11 protein-coding genes are annotated in these 16,608 nt (G+C 69.4%); 1 reads left to right on the forward strand and 10 read right to left on the reverse strand.

The window, feature by feature from the left end; all coding sequences use genetic code 11:
- Positions 1-28: 28 nt before the first annotated feature.
- From L3K22_RS07490 to L3K22_RS07535, 10 genes are all read right to left on the reverse strand, one after another.
- Positions 29-1,414 carry an MFS transporter gene (locus L3K22_RS07490; protein ID WP_263310817.1) on the reverse strand — a complete coding sequence of 462 codons (1,386 nt, stop codon included), beginning with the start codon at positions 1,412-1,414 and terminating at the stop codon, positions 29-31.
- A gap of 214 nt (positions 1,415-1,628) precedes the next feature.
- Positions 1,629-2,621, reverse strand: a complete 993-nt coding sequence (locus L3K22_RS07495) for a LysR family transcriptional regulator (protein ID WP_308445914.1) — start codon at positions 2,619-2,621, stop codon at positions 1,629-1,631.
- Positions 2,622-2,642: 21 nt separating this feature from the next.
- On the reverse strand, positions 2,643-3,221 hold the full coding sequence (locus L3K22_RS07500) for a class I SAM-dependent methyltransferase (protein WP_263310818.1): 579 nt from the start codon (positions 3,219-3,221) through the stop codon (positions 2,643-2,645).
- A gap of 106 nt (positions 3,222-3,327) precedes the next feature.
- Positions 3,328-4,590, reverse strand: a complete 1,263-nt coding sequence (locus L3K22_RS07505; RefSeq protein ID WP_263310819.1) for a Wadjet anti-phage system protein JetD domain-containing protein — start codon at positions 4,588-4,590, stop codon at positions 3,328-3,330.
- The gene (locus L3K22_RS07510) at positions 4,590-7,943 is read right to left on the reverse strand and encodes an ATP-binding protein (RefSeq protein WP_263310820.1); all 3,354 of its coding nucleotides are present in this window, start codon (positions 7,941-7,943) and stop codon (positions 4,590-4,592) included. Before L3K22_RS07510 ends, L3K22_RS07505 begins: the two co-directional genes overlap by 1 nt.
- Complete coding sequence (locus L3K22_RS07515) at positions 7,940-8,719, reverse strand: DUF4194 domain-containing protein (protein WP_263310821.1); 780 nt, start codon at positions 8,717-8,719, stop codon at positions 7,940-7,942. The genes L3K22_RS07510 and L3K22_RS07515 overlap by 4 nt, the downstream gene beginning before the upstream one ends.
- Positions 8,712-10,184 carry a DUF3375 domain-containing protein gene (locus L3K22_RS07520; protein WP_263310822.1) on the reverse strand — a complete coding sequence of 491 codons (1,473 nt, stop codon included), beginning with the start codon at positions 10,182-10,184 and terminating at the stop codon, positions 8,712-8,714. Before L3K22_RS07520 ends, L3K22_RS07515 begins: the two co-directional genes overlap by 8 nt.
- Positions 10,185-10,289: 105 nt before the next feature.
- Positions 10,290-12,056: a hypothetical protein gene (locus tag L3K22_RS07525; RefSeq protein WP_263310823.1), complete on the reverse strand. Its 1,767-nt coding sequence runs from the start codon at positions 12,054-12,056 to the stop codon at positions 10,290-10,292.
- Between the two features lie 342 nt (positions 12,057-12,398).
- Positions 12,399-12,971, reverse strand: a complete 573-nt coding sequence (locus L3K22_RS07530; RefSeq protein WP_263310824.1) for a PIN domain-containing protein — start codon at positions 12,969-12,971, stop codon at positions 12,399-12,401.
- Positions 12,972-13,044: 73 nt separating this feature from the next.
- Positions 13,045-13,485, reverse strand: a complete 441-nt coding sequence (locus tag L3K22_RS07535) for a helix-turn-helix domain-containing protein (RefSeq protein WP_263310825.1) — start codon at positions 13,483-13,485, stop codon at positions 13,045-13,047.
- Between the two features lie 204 nt (positions 13,486-13,689).
- Here L3K22_RS07535 and L3K22_RS07540 point away from each other — a divergent pair, with 204 nt between their 5' ends.
- Positions 13,690-16,605, forward strand: a complete 2,916-nt coding sequence (locus tag L3K22_RS07540; RefSeq protein WP_263310826.1) for a DEAD/DEAH box helicase — start codon at positions 13,690-13,692, stop codon at positions 16,603-16,605.
- Positions 16,606-16,608: the final 3 nt, after the last annotated feature.

Below are 16,608 nucleotides of genomic sequence, written 5' to 3' on the forward strand. Positions count from 1 at the left end.
AGTGCGGTGAGGGGGCGGTTGTCGGTGATTAGACGCGCGGCGCCGCGGGTGGGACCGTCACGGTCCCCGGTGCAGGGGCGGGCGCGGCGCGCCCCAGGTCCTCGTCCTTCATGAGGTCGATGCCGCGGGACTCGCGGATCGTGGCGACGGTGATGATGCCGATGACGCCGACGAATGCAAGGAAGTAGCCGGGCATCATGGTGTTGCCCGTCGCGTCGATCAGCCAGGTCAGCAGGTACGGAGCCGTGCCGGCGAAGAGTGCGGCGGTCACGGCGTAGGCGATCGAGAGGCCCGTCTGCCGGGTGCGGGTCGGGAACAGTTCGACGACGGTCACTGCGTGGGTGCCCAGGATGATCGCGAGGATCAGCGCGAGTCCCATGGTCGAGATGAGCGCGGCCCCGGTGGTTCCTGTGCGCATGAGGGCGAACAGCGGCACCGAGAGGACGGTCAGCGCAATCGCAGCAGTGAACAGCACAGGGCGGCGGCCCACCTTGTCCGAGGCGGCGCCGGCGAGCGGCACGACGACGAGCGCGAGGGCGGAGCCGAGGGTGGACAGGAGCGCGGCGCGGCCGGCGTCGAACCCGAGGCTCACCTCCTGGTAGGTCAGCAGGTAGACCAGCACGACGTAGAAGGTCACGTTCATGAAGGTCTCCATGCCGCAGGTCTTGAGGAACTCGCGCCAGTTGGAGCGGAACACCTCGCGCACGGGGGAGGAGGCGACGGTCTCGAGCTCCTGTAGGGCGCGGAACTCTGGGGTGTCCTCGATGCGGCGGCGGATGTAGAACCCGATGAGGCCCAGCGGGACGGTCACGAGGAACGGGATGCGCCACGCCCAGCCGGTGATCTGGTCACCGGTGAACACGGTCTCCAGGACGAGCACGACGAAGGAGGCGAGCAGGAATCCGAGAAGGCTGCCGAACTCGAGCCAGCTGCAGCCGAACCCGCGGCGGTGTGCGGGAGAGAACTCGCCGAGGAACGCGGCTGCGCTGCCGAACTCACCGCCGGCGGCGAGACCCTGCACCACTCGGGTGGCGATGAGGAGGATCGGCGCGACGATGCCGATGGTCGCGTAGCCGGGGAGGATCCCGAGCACGAGCGTGGACAGGGCCATCGAGAGGATGACGACGGTGAGAGTTGTGGTGCGGCCGAGCTTGTCGCCGAGGCGGCCGAATATGACCGCGCCGATCGGGCGGACCAGGAACGAGATCGCGAAGACCCCGAAGGTGGCGAGGAGACCGGCGGTCTTGCTCGCCTCGGGGAAGAAGACGGCGGAGATCGTGGTCGCCATGTAGGCGTAGACCGCCCAGTCGAACCAGTGGACGAGCACGCCGATCGAACCGGCGATGGTGCTGGTGCGGACGGCGCGGCGATCCGCCTGGGCAGCGCGTGTGTCCGGGACGGTGGGGGCGGTCATGGTGATTCCCCTTCCTTGGGGTGATGGGTCCGACCAGAATCGGGACCGCCAAGGGATCTTGCAAATAGCGGAATGCGGGGAAGTTCCTCTGTTATGCAGATGTAGAGGACAGGAAGTTGTCGTGACCGAAGCGTGATTTTCCGTCTCGGGAGCGGCGGTTCGGTGGGGAGGTCGCAAAGCCGGGCGGTGAGTGTGCGCTCGATCTTCGTACTGGTCAGGCGTGCGATGTGCTCTCGGTGGCGGCGTCGGCGCCACCGATCGCGGCGCGGCATGTGTCAGCGAAGGCGCGGGCCCGGCGGGTGGGAAGAGCGCCGTCATCATTCCACGCGAGGACGATATCGAGCGAAGGCGTCGGCTCGAGGATCGGTATGTGGTACAAGCTCCCGCCCGCATATGTGGATTCGATCTTCGGCTGCTGGTTGAGGAGCGTGAACCCGAGCCCCATCGCGACCATTGCCCGCACCGCCTCGTAGCTCTCGAAGCGGTAGCGGATCGACGGCTGGAGGCCGTGATCGGTGAACGTGCGCAGGAAGTAGTCTCGGCTGAGCGGCAGGTCCAGCAGCACCAGCGGCTCTTCCGCGAGCTCGGCGAGGCTCACCGACTCCCGGCCCGCGAGGCGGTGGTGCTGCGCGACCGCCGCGTAGAGCGACACCGTCGCCAGCCGTTCGAGGCGTACCGTCGCCTCCAATCCGAGGTCGTACGTCAGCGCTACCTCGATCCGGTGCGCGGCGAGCGCTGGGGCCACCTCATCCGCGGTCAGCTCGGTGACGTCCACGTACAGCCCCGGCGCTCGCTCTCCCAGGTCCCGCACGAGCATGGGGAGGAAGAATGGCGCGAGCGTGCGGAAGCAGCCCACGCCCACCCGTCCCGTGAGCGACTCGGAGTGCACCGAGGCGACGGCGTCGTCCAGCTCGGCGAGGATCTGCCGGGCGCGCTGCAGGAAGTGCTCGCCCGCAGCGGTGAGCTGCAGACCCTTGGCGCGCTGGCGGATGAGGAGCTGCACCCCCAGCTGGTGCTCCAGGTGGGTGATCGCGGCGGAGATCGCGGACTGCGCGATGAAGAGTTCGTCCGCTGCGGCCGTCATGCTCCCATGCTCCGCGGCCGCAGCGAAGTAGGTCAGCTGGGTGAGGGAGATGTCCCGTCGCCTGGTGGACATGCGAGCTCCTGGCGCGAACGAGGTGTCAGGGGACCGGGGCGGATCGCGCATCCGCGGGTGAGGACATTGTCCTCACCCGGCGGGATCGCCGGGCATGCGGACCAGATCGACGTCCTGCGGCCGGGCGTAGGTGAGGTGGAAGCCCTGCTCCGTCCACGAGCGGCAGCCCGACGGTGGGCCTGTCAGCTTGTCTGTGTATGCGGGGTGTTCACAGGTAAGGGGTGATGCGGTCGGGGTAGGGTACCGCAGCACCTGCTGGACCCGGTCGCGGGCATCGTCTTCCGACCCGGCGACGTGCTCGACGAAGCGGAAACACCCGCCCTGGCGCAGCGCCCGCACCACCCCCGCAAGCGCCGCCTCGGCGTCCGGGATCGTGCACAGCGCCAGCGAGCAGATCACCTCGTCCACGCACGCGTCCGGCGGCGGCAGCGACTCCGCGGGGACCGGCAGCGCGACCGGGCCGATCCCCGCGCGCTCGCAGCGAGCCCGCAGCGGGTCGTGCAGCGCCCGATTCGGTTCGACCGCGTACAGCCGCGTCCCTGCGGGGAGCCAGGGGAGGTTCGCGCTGCCGCCGGCACCGAGCTCCACCACGTTCACGCCCGCGATCCCTGCGAAGGCGGCGTCCTTGTGGGGGCGAGTGCAGTGGTTCACCGCCCGAATCGCGAAATCCAGCAGGGGTGCGGGGGCGGCCGTCGCCGGGGCGGAACCGGCGGAGGGGTCCTCGAACGGTAGCAGGGTCAGCGGCGCGGCCGTGGCGTCAGGGTAGGCCGAAGGCTGCCTCGATCGCCTCCCGGAGTCTCCGCACCGCGTATCCGATCTCGATCCGCTCCTGTTCGAGGCGCAGCCCTGTCCGGCGCAGCTCGCGCTGGAGCTCGGCCTCCTCCGGCATGAGACGCGTCAGCTCGACCTGCGGACGCTCGCCGCCTGCTCCGGTCAGCGACCTGTGGGCCTCGAGTGTGGCACGGTCCATCAGCACGCTCGTAACGCGGGAGTGGTGGTGGCGGGCCCGGTCGAGGATCCTTAGACCGTCGGCGTCGATGTCGCCCCAGTACAACACCGTTGACTGTTGGATCCACGGCACGGCGAAGAGGTCCGGCAGGTTGTAGCCCGCGCCGCCCACGGCGACGGCACCGGGCAGGTCCGGCAGCACCTGCACGGTCTCGGAGTTCTCGCACACGATCACGACCTGCGGGTGGAGCCCGGTGGCCGCGAGCGCCTCCGGGGCCATTCGGCTGGCACGCGGCAGTCCGGGACGCTCCGCCCGTGCCACGGGGTCGAGGATGACGAGATCGTGGAACACGGGATCCGGCCGGAGTCCCAGGTCGGTGGAGCCGTCGCTGCGGACGGCACCCACCAGACCTTCGACCACGGCGCGATGGTTCTTCAGCCACTTCGTGTGCATGCCCGGCAGCGGCACCTGACGGATCCGGAGCCCGTTGCCCGGATGCGCGAGCAGCCATGCCGCCGCCCGGATGCTCAGCTCGGCATCGACCTGCGGCATCGCCAGCCACTGCGTGCGCCGGCGGGCGAGAGCCGCGGCGACCCGGGCGACCAGCTCGCCGTGGACCCACGGGAGCGAAGGGTCGCTGCCGGGCTCCTCCACCGCGGGGCCTCGACGAGGGGTCGGGCCTCCTCCCGGGGCGTCGATCGTCGGCACCTCCAGCGCCGCGACGGCCGCGTCCCGCCGCGCCGCGAGCAGCGTCCACTCCTCCTCCGCCGGGGAGCCGGCGAGGTTGCACAGCGTTCCCGCCCCGTTGGCCGCGAAGCGCACCGGAACCCGCTGGGTGCCGAGTTGCGCCCATCGCCGTCCTTCCCACACCACGTGCTCCTCGAGCCGTCCCGCGCCCTGCCATGCCGCGATCCAGGCGTGGGCGGCGGACGGGTCGACGAGCACTTCGGCCCCCGTCGGCGGGTGCAGCGGCAGCGCGATGCGCGCGGCCGACGGATCGGCGAGCCAGGCCGCGGTGCTCCGCGCCCAGGCCTTCCGCAGGTGCTCCCGCACCTGAGCGGGGGAGCGCATCACGCCTCCTGCTCGGCGAACGTGACCGCCGCGAGGCGGGAGGTGCTGTCGGCGCCCTTGGAGACGACGGCTGCGCCGCCCACGTACTCCTCGATGGTCTGCAGCATCTTCAGCGGCGTGGCCAGCAGCATCTGGAAGCCGAAGGAGCGGAACACCTCCAGGCCTGCGCGTGTGTAGTGCATGTCGGAGTTGCCGAAGGCCTCGTCGAGCACGACCAGGCCGTAGGGCGGTTCCCCGTCGGCAGAGTCCGTGAGCTGGTAGCGCAGCGCCGCCGCCAGGCAGAAGGTCACCAGGCGCTGCCGCTGTCCGCCGGAGCGGCCGCCCGCGCCCCGGTACACGTCCACCACAGCACCGGACTCGTCGTGCTCGCGTGCCTCGAACTCGACGTGCCGGCGCGTGTCGAGCACACGCTTCTTCCACGAGATGTCGCTGGTCTCCGCGCTGCCCAGCCGTCTCAGCAGTGCGTCCATCCGCGCGTAACGCTGCTCCGCCTGCGCGATCGTCTCCTCACCCTGCCCGAAGGCGCCCTGCGTGATGTCCAGCAGCGCGGTGAGGAAGTCCCGCACCTCCTCGGTGTGCTTCTTCTTCGCCACCAGGGTGAGCCAGGTGCGGCGCTCGGTGTCGAACTCCGTGGCCTCCAGGGAGAGGTTCACGGGTGCGAGCCGCTGATGCACGTCCCGGATCGCGTGGCTGATCACGGCGCGGAGCTGCCCGATGTTGTTCTGCGACTGGTTGCGCAGCAGGTTCCGGAACCGGTGTTCGAACTCGGGCAGCCGGTCCCTCTCCAATCGCGCGAGGATCCGCAGGAAGTCTTCGGTCGCGTCGATGTCGTCGACCAGGTTCACGGACCGCTCTGCCCACCGCCGCAAGTACTCCCGCCGCGCCCCCTCGAGCGCCGAGGCCGTTCTGCGCAGCGTCTCCCGCGTGGTCTCGAGATCATCACGGATCTCCCCGTCCAGCTGGCGGATAGTGTCCGCGAGTCTCGCCCTCTTCAGCGCCGTGCGCCGATGAGTGAGCAGCCGGCGCTGCAGCTCGGTCTCGTCGGCCGGATCCAGGCGCTGGCCCTCCAGCACCGAGCGTGCCCGCTCCAGATCTGCCTGCGCCTCCTTCGCCTCCTGCTGGAGCGATTTCACGGCGAGCTGCGCTGTGAGATGCGCCTCGCGTGCGACGGCGTGCTCCCGGACAGCCTCGGCGAGAGCCAGGTCGAGGGCTTCGAGGTCGGTGTGGGCCAGCAGCGCGCTGCGTCGTTCCTCGAGATCCTTGATCCGTTGCGCGGCTCCGGCTACATCGACGTCGGTCCAGCGCGTCTCCAGCAGCCTCACGAGCGCCCGCTGCCGCTCCTCGAGCCCGCGACGTTCCCGCTCGAGACCTCCGAGCGCCGCCTCCTCCTGCCCGAGAGCCGCCTTCGCCTCCTGGAGCTCCACCCGGCGCAGCTCGATCAGCTCGGCGTTGTCGGTGCCGATGATCCAGCGGGACCGGTCTTCGATCCGGAAGCGATCGTCCTTGAGGTGGTGGTCGCGGTTCTTGATCTGCCCGGCGCGGGTGAGGGCCCGCTGGTGACGGGACAGGTCCGCGATGTCCTCAACCAGGACGTGTGGGTACGAACGGGAGATCCGCCGCCGCAGCCAGCCCTGGAAGGGGGACTTCGCCAGGCGCAGCACCGACAGCACATCGCGGTAGCCGTCACCGGCGCGCTCGGGGGAGTCCCCGTGCGGGGCCATGTCGCGCACCCGCTCGTAGGAGATCCGGGTACCCCAGTGCCGGCCCTCCACTGCGCGGGAAACCTGCGAGTACAGCCGCTCCGGGACCAGGATTGTCACCGCCAGGGAGTGCAGCAGGCGCTCCGCCGCGCCCTGCCATGCGGGGTCGTGCACATCCATCAGCTCCGCGACGAAGGGCAGAGCGCTGGGCGCCTCCCCAGCGAGGTCCGCGAGCGTGTCCCTCACCTTCACCATCGGGCCCGGCACCCGTGACCTGCGCGTGCGCAGGGACCGAATCTCCGCGTCCAGCTCGAGGGCGCGGCGGCGCGCCCCGTCGAGCGCGACATGGTGCGGGGTCGCGCCTGCGGCGAGCTCAGTCATCGTGGCTTCGACCCGCTCCTGCTCCCTCCCGGCCAGCGCATGCGCGGCCGCCAGCTCCTCGGGGCTTGTGGGCAGCGCCGCATCCAGGCGCGCGAGCACGGGACGGAACCGCTCCACGGTCTCCTGCACTCGACGGGCATGAGCGCCCGCCTCCTCGAGGTCGCGCTCCAGCAGCCGGAGCTCGACGCCGCCGCGGTCATCACGCTGCGCCCGCACCTCCTGCTCCCGCTGGGCGGCGTCTCGCTCGGCGACCTCTGCGGTGGCCTCGTCGCTTCGCGCCACCTCGAGCTCCGCCATGGCACGTGCGAGATCCTCACCGGCGAGGCGGGCGAGCACGGTGTGCTGGAACGGGGTGACCGCCGAGCGCAGCCGCTCCAGCGTCGCCTGGCCGCCTCTGGCCTCGGAATGCAGACGCCACTGCTCCCGCTGCGGCAGCAGGGTCTCCACCTGCTCGCGCGCATCGAGCACCGTGGCGTGGGCATCCTGCAGCGCCCGGAACTGCTCGACCGCCTGCTCGGCGAGGCCGAAGGTCTCCGGCACCTCGAGCATGAAGTCGCGCAGCAGCTCGTCGAGGGAGCTGAGGGACTTCGCCGCCTGGGTGCGGTGCAACAGTCGCTGCGCCCCTTCCGTGCCGATGCCCGTCTGCCGGCGCAGCTGGAGGCCGAACTTCGTGTATGTGTCCTCTGCGACCAGCGGGGACAGCGCCCGCTTGAGCTTGCGACGATCGATCCCCTGCTTACTCAGCGCCAGCGGCTCGGCGAGGTCCACAGCGCGGTCGAACAGCACGAACGCCGATCGCAGATCGGTCGCGGCAGAGGAACGCCCCGTGACGTGCAGGATCCGCATCGCCGTGACGACGCGCCCCCTCCCGTCCTCGAATCTCAGCGCGATGCCGGAGACCGTGGTTGCCGAGCGCAGATACCCGGAGGTGACCTCGCCTGTGTCGTCATCGGACTGCTTGCGGAACGCGCCGCGCACGTAGCTCATCGGGGTCCGGTCACGGTCGCCGACGGGACCGTCCTGCGCGGCCGCGTTGAAGCGGGTCTCGCCCGGGCGCATCAGCACGGCGCTGAGCGCATCGAGCACCGAGGACTTCCCCGAGCCGGACTCTCCCGTGAGCAGCAGGCCTGCGCGCGGGACCGGCAGCACGTGCCCGCCCTGGAAGGTGCCCCAGTTGTGCAACTGCACGCGGGACAGGCGCATCTGGCCGAGGTACAGGGGCTCGTCGATCGGCGCATCGGCGACCTCGACGGCGAATGCGGGCTGGGTCATGCCTTCTCCTTCTCGGCGTTGACGTCGTCGTCAACATCGTCGGCATCGGCATCGGCATCGGCATCGGCATCATCATCGGAGTCGGCGGGGTCCGGGGCGGAAGCCCCGCCGTCGGCCGTAGCGCCGGCGGAATCACGCAGACGCTGGTACTCTTCCTCGATCCCGCCGATCTCGTCGGCCGTGAGGATCAGCGCGAGGATCGAGGAGACCTCCCAGCGGTCCTCCGTGTCGGTGCGCAGCAGGATCGAGTAGTCGTACATCCGTTTGATGCTGGCGTTCAGGCGCTTGCGGAACTGCGCCTCGTCGTTCCCGCTGGAGGCGACATAGGCCTGCATGTGCGCATCGATCTCGTCCCGACCCACCACCACGCGCTCCTGCCGGGCCGCGCCCTGGAGCAGGAGGTGGCGCAGATGCAGCAGCAGCGCCGAGTCGATGAAGCTCAGCGGTGCGGTGCGCAGCACGCTCGGTACGGGAGAGGGGAAGTCCGGGTCGGGGATCAGGTTGCGGGAGAAGGCGACCTCCGCATCGGCGTCGATCGCCAGGTCTAGCAGCAGATCGCCCAGCCGCCGACGCACCACCTCCTCGTGCGCGAGCAGTGCGGACCACAGCAGCGGATCCTTCTGATGCGACACGTACGGGCCGCGGAGCAGGGCCACGAGCACACGCCGCACATCCAGCGGCAGGGTGCCCGGGTCGCCGGGCCACAGCCGCGCATGATCCTCCGCGGAGTCCGCAGAGAGGATGACGGGAGAGTCGGCGCGGTGGATGTCAGACATGGAAGCTCTCCCTTGGCGGGCTGGTGAAGGTCAACATGGGGAGGCGGGCCGAGCGCACACCATGCTGGGTCTCCCAGCGCACCAGCTCCTCCGCGACGTCCTCGCGCCCGGGTTGCTCGTGCCGCTGGGCGAGGACCACCAGGCCCACGACGGAGGCGAGTCCCTGCGTGGCAGGGAACGCGGTGAGCACCTCCCCGATCGTGGCCGTGGGCTGGGTGGCCAGCACCGCGTCGACCGCGGTCTCGAGCTCGGCGAGGTCGATCTCGGACTCCCGGATGGTGGCGCGTAGCGCGTCGAGATCGAGGGTGCCCGCCTCTGTGGTCTTGAGCGGGTCGTCGGCGGTCGCCTCGCCGGGGGAGAGGAGCCGGAACTGACCCACCGAACGCGGTGTGAAGGTGGACAGCGTCAGCTCCACCTCGAGCCGCGTGTGCGGGCGGACATGCGGCGCGATCTCGAGCCCGAGCCGCTGCGGACGGCGCAGCCTGTCCGCCAGGGCGCGGAACTCCTCGAACTGGCGTGAGCGCACGAACTCCCGCAGGGAGCGGGACAGGTCGATCATCGCGTGCCGCACCTGGTGCGAGTCCCGCTGCAGCCGGGAGAGGTAGGACTGCAGGTAGAGCACGCGTTCGGTGCCGAGCGCGGCGGCGAACGGTCGGGAGGCGAGCGCATCGACCGCCTCGTGGAACCGTGCCTCCTGCACGGGGTCGATGAGCATCGCGTGGAAGGCCGAGAACGACCGGCCGGCCTCGGAGCCCTCGATCGCGTCGACACCGAGGAACAGCTGATCGAGGATCTCGCCCTGCGGGCCGTCGTGCTCGACGAGCCCGAGCCGCAGCTGCCGGTGCAGGTCCTCCAGTGCACCGCGCACTCTTGTGAAGTCCGAGGGGACGTCGAGCGCGAGGGAGAACAGCTCCTCCGCGGCCTCGAGCGCCTGGTCCGCCGGCATCGGCTCTGCGCCGTGCTCGCGGATCATGTCGATGAGGGCACTGATCCGGGATCGCTCCGCCTCCAGCTCGGCGATGCGGCGCGTGCTGTCTGGGTCCGTGTCCTGCGCGAGGGTGCGCAGCCGGTCCGTGAGCAGGGCCAGGCGCGACCGGGTCACGGCCTCCCGCGGGCGGTGGACCTGGTCGAGGATGCGCAGCGCGGCGTGGGCGTGCTCCGTCAGAGAGAACTCCTCGGTGCGCTCGGCACGCGCGGCCCGCCGGGTGAGGAATCCCTGCTCGACCCAGGTCGCGCAGTAGTGCTGGGCGCTGCGAGGGAGGTCCACTTCGTGGAGGCGGAGCTCTTCGAGATCGGCGTCGACGAGGTCGTAGAGATCCGCGGCCAGCCGGGTGCGCTCGACACCGCCGAGGTGCTCTGCGAGCGTCCCGAGGATGTATGGCGCATGGTCCCGGCGTAGTAGCTGGAGCGGTCCTTCTCCGGCCATGAGCTCGCGGTTCTCCACGGAGCGAGAGAGACCGGACATGGGATCGCCTCCTCTCCTGACCGTCGGACCATGCGACGGAATCGGCGCAATGCGCGGTGGCAGGGACAGGGTACGTGGGAGTGGTGACGGGTGAACCGCCTCGGGTCACCGGCGTACCTTCGTCGTCGATGCCGAGGGGAGGTGCTCCCCGATGTGGCCGATGTAGATCTTCCCCTCGGTCGGGACCTGGTCGAGGTAATGGATCCTGAGGCGCTTCTCCGCAGCCCAGGTGTGGGGTTTGAAGTGTGCCCACATGTGTGTCTTCCCGCGCGCGTCGACGCTCTTCGGCACCGGGAGCAGGCGCGCCTTCTGAAACCGCGAGTCCTTCTTCGTCGCCTTCGTCTCGCCGCGGGAGTGCTTGCTGGGCGCGACGTGGAAGCACTCCACGGGGGCGGACTCGCAGTAGGCGTGGACGTCCTGATCCCATGTGCCGGCCTCGACCGCCTCGCGATACGCGGCGAGGGTTCCGAGCGCCTCCCATGCCGCGGTGAGCGCCGCTCCGTCGGCGTCGAGGGCCGTGAGCGCGGCGACCTTCTTCGGCGGGGCGGTGAGTATGATCTTGTGCGCTTCGAGGGCCGTACTCTGCGCGAGCAGCTCCCACGTGGCAGGGCACTCCCCGAGGGGGTTCTGCGGGGCATCCTGGTCGGCGAAGGCGTATGCCGCTTGCGGGGAGTGCTCTGAGAGCGCCTTCTGCAGGTAGGAGATCTGCCGCTGCCCGCGAGCGTGGTCCTCCTCGAGGCGAGCCAGGTCCTTTCGGGCTTCGGCGCGCTCGGTTTGCGCCTCCTCCAGATCTGCTTCGAGGCCGTCGAGTCGGCGCTCGAGCGAGTCGTTGGACTCGAGGAGCGTGTTGATCGCGGACTGGTCGGGGACGTCCCTGGTCGCCAGGTCGACCAACTCCAGGAGCGACGCCTCGGATAGGTTGTCGACCATCAGGGTCTCCTGCACGTGGTTGAGGCGCCGGGTCGCGTCCTGCAGTGCCGACTGTGCGGCGGCGAGCTCGCGTCGGAGGCGCTCCACCTCGCGTGTCGTCTCGTCCGTTGTCGAAGGAGCGAGATCAGGCTCCACGACGGTGACCTCAGAGGCGACCTGAGCGGTGGGCTGGAGCGTCGCGTGCTCCCGCCGCCGCGCCGCGAAGCGCTCCCTGCGTTCGTCCAAGGGGAGGTGCGGCGGAGTGACGGCCTCGCGGAGCTTCCCGCTCGCGATGCGATCGAAGGCTCTCGCCCACTCGCGAGAGGCTCGGGGGAGGGGGAGCGGCTGCGCTGCGGCGTGCTGACGGACGAAGCTCTCGATCGTCCGCGTCACCAGGTGATCGGCACCGGCGAGCGACTTATGGCTCAGCCACCTAGCAGTCCGTCCGGTCACGGGATCTGAGAGGTCGGCCCCGGCCGGGTAGGTGCGAAGAGTACCGGGGCGGACGGCATGCTGCCCGTGCCGGGTCCGGAAGCCCTCCGCGGCGTGCGGGTCCAGGGAGATGACGTGGGCGATGCCCACGGTCTGCTGGGTCCAGCGATTCACCAGCTTGTTCCAGGAATCGAAGGAGTCCCCGTCGAGCGGGGCGGCGACGATCACGGGCAGTCGCCGCTCCGGGGCGTCGATGAGAGCGTCGAGGTCGTCGAGGCCGGAGGCGTTGGTGTACTCGGCGCGTGAGTGGAGGGACATGACGTCGTCGAATTCGACGACGTCGAGGATCTTGTCGGCAAGCTTGGGTTTCTTCGCGACCGTTGTAGGGTCGTCGCACGTGACGGTGATCCGCAGCCATCCGTCACGGGCACCTTCCACTGCTAGAACCGTGACGATGAAGGTACCCCCGCTGTTGGTGTTCCACACACGTAGCCGGACGCCTCGGCTCCGGCTGGCGCTGCGGTGGAGCACCTGGACCCGTTTCATGCCGTCAGGACTTCGTTCGCTGGCGTCGACGGTGAGGTCGAGGTCCAGCTGAAGGCTCTCGCGAAGCCAAACCGCTCCCTGGTCGAGAGCTCGATCCAGCCATCCCTGGGGTTCCGAGGTCGTCCAGAAGGACTCGTAGTCCAGGTGCGAGGAGCGAGGCTCCCGGGGGCTCGGCACGGGGGTTCGCTGGGCGAGCTGGGCAGGACTGGGCATCGTCGGCTCCCTCCATCGTGGTCGTGAAATCACGATATGCCGTGGCCCTGACGGATGGGAGTCGCGAGGGAGAGGGAGGAGGAGAAGTGCTGGCGCACAGGGGAGGGAGTTGCGTCAGGGCGCCATCGCCAGAGTTCGAAGCGCTCGTCGAACGGCATCGGCGAACTGAGGGCAGTCGGACTTCATGAGGTGGTCGTCAAGCTGGGGGTCGCCGCGCCTGCCCCAGTAGGCGAGCTGGCCCTCGGTGCAGGGGACCAGGCATCCCGGATTCGACTGAACGACCAGCATGAAGAAGTCGTCCGCGGTGTAGATCTCGTACGGCTCCTCGTCCGGCGTCGTGGTGATGTCGTCGGCGCTGTTCTGCGTGAGGATGATGTCCGCTCGTGAGGAGATCGCGGCGGCGTGGACGTGATAGTCGCCTTCGTCGGAGCCGGTGAACTCGAGAGTGCCCGGAAAGGTGGGGAGCACTTCGTCGACGCAGTCTCGGATCTTCTCCATCCGATCGGACACGAGGTTTCCGGGCGCTCGAGGGTTCCGCTTCCGTGTCGCACGCAAGGCCTCGACGAACACGTCCTCGGTGGCGTGCAGCTGGAACATTCCGTCGTTGAGACGGCGCAGATGGAACAGCCAGTCCATGATCGTTCGGCTGACGAAGATGTTGGCGTCCACAAACACACGCTGCGTCATGGGCGAAGGCTATCCGTGACCGCCCTGGAGCGGGCGATGTGCGTCACAGTCCGGACACCGCCCGCTCGAGAGGTCAGTCGTCGAACAGCTCTTCGTGCTCCGCGTCGAACTCGCGCAGCGCCTCGTGCGCCGCGGCACGCTGGGAGGCGCGTAGTGCTCGCACCCGCAGCACCTCGTCACGCTGGAACCGGGTGTGGCTGCCCACCGTGAACGACTCGATCTCGCCCGCGTGCGCCCACTTCATGAGGGTGGGGCGGGAGACCCCGAGCAGCTCTGCGGCGACCGTGCTGGTCAGCTCCTCGGGCATGCGGCCAATGGTGACCTGGTTGTCGCCGGCGATGGAGGCGAGCGTATGCAGGAGGATCTGCTGCAGATCGGCGGGAAGCTCGATGTCCGCACCCTCGGCAGAGCGCAGAATGAGGCTGGAGCCGGTCGTGACAGGAGTGTCGCGGGCTTCGTCGATGATGTGGTCGCTGATGGTGATCCGCTCGGTAGCCAGGGCGGTCGCAGACATGATCAGTCCTCTCGGTGCGCCGGGGCGCGGCGCCGGGTCGTGCATGGACTCCCACAGTAGGGGTGTTGCACTTGTAAGTGCAAGGCAGTAGTCGGTGATGCTCCTCGCAGAACCCCGGTGCCCTCGGTATCCCGCTCTGACCAGCGCACAGGACGACAGTTGTCGTAGAGTCGTCACGGTATCGCCCATGGGGGAAGGAGCGCAGTGGAGTCGCAGGTAGTTCAGGCGCCCGACACCGGAGTGATCTCCCCAGGCTCCCTGGTCACCGTCCGTGACGAGACATGGCTGGTCACCTCCGTCGAGGACACCCCTGACGGCCCCCTCTACGCGGTCCGCGGCGTGAGCGACTTCGTCAAGGACACCACCGCCTCCTTTTACGCCTCCCTCGACACGATCACGCCCCAGAACCCCGAGGACTCGACCGTCGTCGCGGACACCTCGCCCCGCTACCGCCGCACGCGCCTGTGGATCGAGTCGACGCTCCGCAAGACCCCGGTCCCGGTCGACCACGCCGAGCTCACCGTCTCCACGCAGATGCTCGCCGACGACCTCCCGTACCAGCGCGAAGCGGTGGAGAAGGCGCTGGACCCCGAAAGGATCCGCCCGCGCCTGCTCATCGCGGACGCGGTGGGCCTGGGCAAGACGCTCGAGATCGGCATGATCCTCTCGGAGCTGATCCGGCGCGGCCGCGGACGGCGGATCCTCATCGTCTGCCCCCGCCACGTCCTCGAGCAGATGCAGCACGAGCTGTGGACCCGCTTCGCGATCCCATTCGTGCGCCTGGACTCCGATGGCGTGCAGCAGGTGAAGCAGCAGCTTCCCGCGTCCCGGAACCCGTTCACCTTCTTCGAGAAGGTGATCATCTCGATGGACACCCTCAAGCAGGACCGCTTCGTCCACGACCTGCGCCATCACCGCTGGGACGCGGTGGTGATCGACGAGTCCCACAACGTCACGAACCAGTCCACGCAGAACAACCAGCTCGCCCACGTGCTGGCGCCGAACACGGACGCGCTGGTCCTCGCCTCGGCTACCCCGCACAACGGCTCCAACGACTCCTTCGCCCAGCTGATCAGCCTGCTGGAGCCGACGGCCGTGTCCCCGACGCGGGAGATCGCCGACGGCGCGACGCAGCGCCTGATGATCCGCCGCCACCGCTACTCGGACTCGGTGAAGGACGAGGTCGGGGAGAACTGGGCCGAGCGACGCCCGCCGGAGATGTTGCCGGTGGAAGCCTCCGAGGAGGAGCTCGCGGTCGCCCGGGAGATCGCGCAGACCTGGACCCATCCGCCCGTCGGCCACGGACCGATGTCCGGCAGGGGCTCGCAGCTGTTCCCGTGGACGCTCGCCAAGGCGTTCCTTTCCTCCCCGGTCGCGCTGAAGGAGACGCTCCGCAACCGCGCCCGGGACGTGCTGGGGAAGGTGGAGGTGGACCACCTGGCCGAGGTCCCGCCCACCAACGCTCACGCCGCAGAGGCCGACGCCCTGCTCCGCCTCACGGCGCTGAACGACGCGTGCATCCCCGCAGGCGGCGAGCCCCGCTCGGGCAAGTACCGCCGCCTCGTCGAGCTCCTGCAGGACAAGGGTGTTGCCCGCACCTCCCCGGAGCGGGTGGTCGTCTTCGCCGAGCGCGTCGCGACCCTCTCCTGGCTGCGCGAGCATCTGCTCACCGATCTGAAGCTCAAGGACGACCAGATCGCGGTCCTCCACGGTGGCCTGACCGACGTCGAGCAGCAGCGCGTGGTGGAGTCCTTCAAGCAGAGCTCCTCGCCGATCCGCGTGCTGATCACCGGCGACATCGCTTCGGAGGGCGTGAACCTGCACGCCCAGTGTCATGAGCTGATCCACTTCGACGTCCCGTGGTCCCTGATCCGGATCGAGCAGCGCAACGGCCGTATCGACCGCTACGGCCAGCGCACGCCCCCGCAGATCACCGCACTGCTCCTGGACCTCTCCGAGGTCGAGGGCTTCGACGGCGACATCTACGTTTTCCGGCGTGTCTTGGAGAAGGAAGAGGAAGCTCACCGTCAACTGGGCGACGCTGCTTCTCTCATGCAGAAGTACGACCCTGTCTCGGAACAGAGCTCGATAACCGATGTCCTTCGCGGAAAAAAGGAGCTGGACGAGGTGATCCCTGAAGTAGCAAACATCCATCCCCTTGGAGCGTTCATTCAGGCCACTCTTGCCCAGGACTCCGCCCCGCAGCGGCGGCGCCGCGACGGCCACCGCGCCGCCCAGGAGACCTCCTTCGAGACCGGTCTGTTCGATTCCGACGCCGATTTCCTCGTCTCCGGCCTCACCGAGCTGCACACCCAGCCGGGCCGACCCGTCCCCCAGGGCGGGGTAGATCTCGTGCTCGATGCGTCGACGGGGCTGATCCAGTTCACCCCCGGCGAGGACCTCGGCCGCCGACTCGACCACCTCCCGCAGACCTATCTGAAGGACCGCCGGGTCAAGGAGACCCTGCGACTGACCTCCCGGACCGACGTCGCCAGCAGCCGCCTCCGCGCGGCGCTCGACGACGACTCGGGCACCAACTGGCCCGACGTCCACTTCCTCGGCCCACTCCACCCGGTCCTGGACTGGATGAGCGATCGCGTCCTCGCCGGCGTCCCGAGCGACGAGGTGTTCGCGATCCATGGCCAGGTGGACCGCCCCTGGGTGATCTTCCAGGGCACCCTCACCACCGCCCGTGGCCAGATCGTCTCCTCGACCGTGCTCGGCATCGCCAACGACGACGGAACCCCGCGCGCCCAACCGCACGTCGCCCCCTCGACCCTGTTCCAGGAGATCGGCCTGGACCCGAACGCGATCGGCACCGCTGTGGAGGATCCCGGCCAGTACCAGGACCTCCTGTGCGCCGCTGTGCCGGTCGCCCGTGAGTTCATGGAGCAGCAGGTCGCCCCTGGCATCACCGCTGCCGCGAACGCGCGGGTCGAGCGCTGGAAGGCCGAGCAGCTGCGCTGGGAATCCGACGCCGCGGGCACCTGCGGCACCTCCGCCCTCATGCTCGCCACCCGCGACGCCCTCGAGGTGGAGAAGAAGCTCGTCCACGACATGCTCCCGGCCCGCATCTTCGTGCGTCCGCTGCTCGTCGTCGTCCCCCGTCCCCAGGCCTGAGGA

Source organism: Brachybacterium atlanticum (genome assembly GCF_025669985.1).
GTDB lineage: Bacteria > Actinomycetota > Actinomycetes > Actinomycetales > Dermabacteraceae > Brachybacterium > Brachybacterium conglomeratum.

What these genes read in the sequence shown, in the direction of transcription:
- L3K22_RS07490 (WP_263310817.1), bottom strand. Translation starts at nt 1,414, where the DNA reads ATGACCGCCCCCACCGTCCCGGACACACGCGCTGCCCAGGCGGATCGC.
- L3K22_RS07495 (WP_308445914.1), bottom strand. Translation starts at nt 2,621, where the DNA reads ATGCGCGATCCGCCCCGGTCCCCTGACACCTCGTTCGCGCCAGGAGCT.
- L3K22_RS07505 (WP_263310819.1), bottom strand. Translation starts at nt 4,590, where the DNA reads ATGCGCTCCCCCGCTCAGGTGCGGGAGCACCTGCGGAAGGCCTGGGCG.
- L3K22_RS07510 (WP_263310820.1), bottom strand. Translation starts at nt 7,943, where the DNA reads ATGACCCAGCCCGCATTCGCCGTCGAGGTCGCCGATGCGCCGATCGAC.
- L3K22_RS07515 (WP_263310821.1), bottom strand. Translation starts at nt 8,719, where the DNA reads ATGTCTGACATCCACCGCGCCGACTCTCCCGTCATCCTCTCTGCGGAC.
- L3K22_RS07520 (WP_263310822.1), bottom strand. Translation starts at nt 10,184, where the DNA reads ATGTCCGGTCTCTCTCGCTCCGTGGAGAACCGCGAGCTCATGGCCGGA.
- L3K22_RS07530 (WP_263310824.1), bottom strand. Translation starts at nt 12,971, where the DNA reads ATGACGCAGCGTGTGTTTGTGGACGCCAACATCTTCGTCAGCCGAACG.
- L3K22_RS07535 (WP_263310825.1), bottom strand. Translation starts at nt 13,485, where the DNA reads ATGTCTGCGACCGCCCTGGCTACCGAGCGGATCACCATCAGCGACCAC.